The 3,165-nt window shown below is 76.1% G+C and carries 1 protein-coding gene and 1 pseudogene; both read right to left on the reverse strand.

The features are described from left to right. Positions 1 to 512, reverse strand: a pseudogene (locus AE652_RS38495) (hypothetical protein); the annotation flags it as partial. A 25-nt stretch (positions 513 to 537) separates the two neighbouring features. Then, positions 538 to 3,165, reverse strand: a 2,628-nt coding sequence (locus tag AE652_RS38500; RefSeq protein WP_049660072.1) for a putative baseplate assembly protein, incomplete at its 5' end; no start/stop codon positions are given.

The raw sequence follows: 3,165 nt of genomic DNA on the forward strand, positions 1-3,165 counted from the left end.
CCCCGGCCCAGCCGCTGCCGGTCGGCCGGCTCCTCGTCCGGGCGCAGCAGCCGCACCGGCTGGGTGCCGGCGAGCAACCGGGACAGCTCCACGGCGCGGGCCGGCCAGTCGGCGACCGAGGCGGACAGCTCCTCCAGCAGGGCGAGGGTGCCCTTGCGGCGGCGGTTGGCGACCGTGTTCGCGACGTCCTGGCGGGGCGCCAGCCGGGCGGCGAGCCGGTCGCGGGCCGCGATCCGCTCGGCGGAGGCCTCGCCGTGCAGGCCGGTGGCGAGCACCTCCTCGTAGCCGGGCAGGATCCGGTAGCCGACCAGGTCGCCGAGGTAGGCGACGGCCCAGTCGGCGGCGGTCTCCACGAACCAGTCCTGGTAGCCCTGGTCGACGCCGCCGCGGACGACGTCGACCTGTTCGGCGATGACGGCCAGCAGGGCGCGCAGCGGCTCGCCCGCGTCGGCGTCCCGCAGCCGGTGCCACTGGGGCAGCAGCTCCAGCAGCCCGTCCGGGTCCCTGGTCATGCCCACCTCCGATGGATGCGCTGGTTCATCCGCGGATCTCCTTGAGGATCAACGTGTCGGGCAGGTCCGGTGCCAGTACGGCGAGTTGGGCCGGTCGGATGCCGCGGAACACCGTCACCACGCGGCCGGCCGGCAGCGGGCGGGTGTCGGTGACGGCCGGGTTGAGGCGCAGCAGTTCCGCGAGCGGGACGCCGTTGCGGGCGGCGATGTCGGTGAGCGTCTCGCCGGCGGCGTCCCGCACCCGGTAGCGCTGCTCCTCGTAGCGGGCGAGCCGGGCCGGGACCGTCGGCTGCGGCCGCGCGAGCCGGGCGGCGAGGTTCTCCAGGCCGTCCGGGGTGAGGCTGCCGGGCACGCCGGTGAAGGCGTCGACGTCCACCCGGTCCACACCGGGGACGGCCTGGGCGGCGGCGAGCACCTCGGACAGGTGGGCGGGCTGGCCGAGTTGGCGTCCGGCGTAGCCGAGCCGGTCGAGCAGGGCGCGGCGCACCGCCGGTTCGACGAGGTCCCAGGAGTGGTCCGGGGCGACCTTGACGCCCGCGGCGACGACCAGCAGGACGAGCTCGCGCACGGCGACCCGGACGGGCAGCCGCGGGTCGCCGTAGGCGGTGAGCGAGGACCGCAGGGTGCGGAGCAGGTCGGAGTCGGCGGCGAGCGGGATGTCGTCCACCCCGGCGACCGTGACGTGGACGAGCTCGCGCCGGCCGTCCGAGAGCCGGGTGGCGCTGGCGCGCCCGATGCCGGCCCGGGCGCGGGTGAAGTCCTCGTAGTCGGGCACCGAGACCAGCCGGTCCAGGGCGGTGACGGCGAGCGGGATGGTGCGCCTGGCCAGGCCCGGTCCGTCCGGTCCGGCGCCGCCGGTGGCGGGCAGCGGGTTGACGACGGCGGAGACGCCGAGCGGGCGGGTGGTGAGCTGGGTGATCCGGCCGGCGCCGACGTTGCCGCTCTCGCCGATGCCGATCCGGTAGCGGGCGCGGACGTTCTCCCGGCCGGTGGCCAGGCGCGAGCCGTGCACGCCGTCGCCGAAGGTGACGGTGGTGCGGCCGTCGGCGGCGGTCGCGGTGACGTAGACCCGTTCGTCCGGGCCGCGTCCGGTGAGGCTGTCGACCTCGTGCCAGAGCACCCCGTCGACCCGGACCTCCAGGGTGCTGCGCGCGCCCCCGGGGGTGTCGGCGGCCAGCCAGGTGAGCGGCGACTGCCAGAGGGTGAAGCGCTGGCCGGGGACGCCCGCGTCGCCGCTGCCGATCGCCTCGTCGCGGGTGGCGCCCTGGGTGGCGCGGACGACGTTGCCGAGGACCTGGACGGTGTCGCGCCGGTAGCGGAAGGCGAGCGGGGCGCTGAGCGTGACGGTGGTGCGGACGGTGTCCCCGGGCAGGAGCGGGTCGACGCCCTGCTCGACGCCGGCGATCATGGCCAGCTCGGTGCCGCGGACGCCGGTGGTGTGCGGGAGGTCGGTCCGCTCGCCGCTGACCGCGATCCACCGGCCGGGGGTCAACCCGTCGTAGAGCCGGGCGAGTTCGATCCGGTCGCCGCGGACGTCCTCGGTGACGGGCTCGTCGGCGAGCCGCAGCGCCTCGCCGCGGGCGTAGACGGTGGCGTCCCTCAGGTGCGAGAGCTGGGTGTCCTGGTCGTCCAACCACGGTTGCTGGAGGGAGAGTTCGGTGACCTTTCCGGTGATGCCGAAGTCGGCGCGGGAGACCACACGCACGTCGGTGACCCGGGTGATGACCTCGGCGAGGTCGCGGCTGCCCGGGATGCCGCCGTCGAGGCCCTTGCGGGGGCGCTGGATCACCACCCAACTGCCGGGCGCGATCTGGTCGTACACGGCGTCGAGGGTGAGCACCGTGCCGGAGACCGGCTGCAGCTTGGTGGTGAGGGCCACCTCGACGGCCGGCGCCGACTGGTCGGTGCCGGCGTAGCGGTGCACCCGGACGTTCAGCTCGCCGGACTCGCCGGTCCGCTCCTGGCCGGGGTCGAGCTGGTAGTCGAGCGCGGGGCCGGGCCCGCCCTCGACCTTCACGTGGACGCGGCCGTCGGCCTGGGGGCGGGACACGAAGACCGTGCGCTCGGGCAGTTCGGCCAGCAGCTGGGCGCTGACGCCGGGCTCCGGGGCGGGCGCGGGTACGGCGGCCCCCAGGGCCGGCGTCGGCGACGCGGGCGGCTCGGTGGTGACGATCTTGACCTGGCCCGGCCCGAACGGGAAGGTGTGGTCCCACGGCAGCGAGAACCCGCTGTGCACCAGGCTGCCCGCCTCGACGTACGTGAAGTCGGCGGTCTTCGGGACGGTGCCGGCGTCGTCGAAGGCGATCCGGACGCTGACCAGCGTGCTGCCGGAGAGCGGCCAGTCCACGTAGCGGTCGATCCGGCCGTCGGTGCCGTAGACGGGCTTGAGCGGCGCGGTGGCGCCGAACGGGGTGGCGACCACCCGCATCGCCTGGATCTCGTGCACGGCCAGCGGCGCCGTCAGGTCGACCTGCCGCCAGGCGGGGTAGAGGCCGTCGCGCAGCCGGGGATCGAGCGCGGACAGCAGCTGCGCGCCGAGGTCCGAGCCGGGCGCGAACAGGCGCTGCGGGTCGCGGGCGAGGTCCCGCGCACTGAGCGGGGGCCGGGCGGGGGCGGTGCGCAGCGCGGCCAGCAGCGAGCCGAGTCCGCGGAC

The sequence above is a fragment of the Kitasatospora sp. MY 5-36 genome, assembly GCF_001182915.1.
Classification (GTDB): domain Bacteria; phylum Actinomycetota; class Actinomycetes; order Streptomycetales; family Streptomycetaceae; genus Kitasatospora.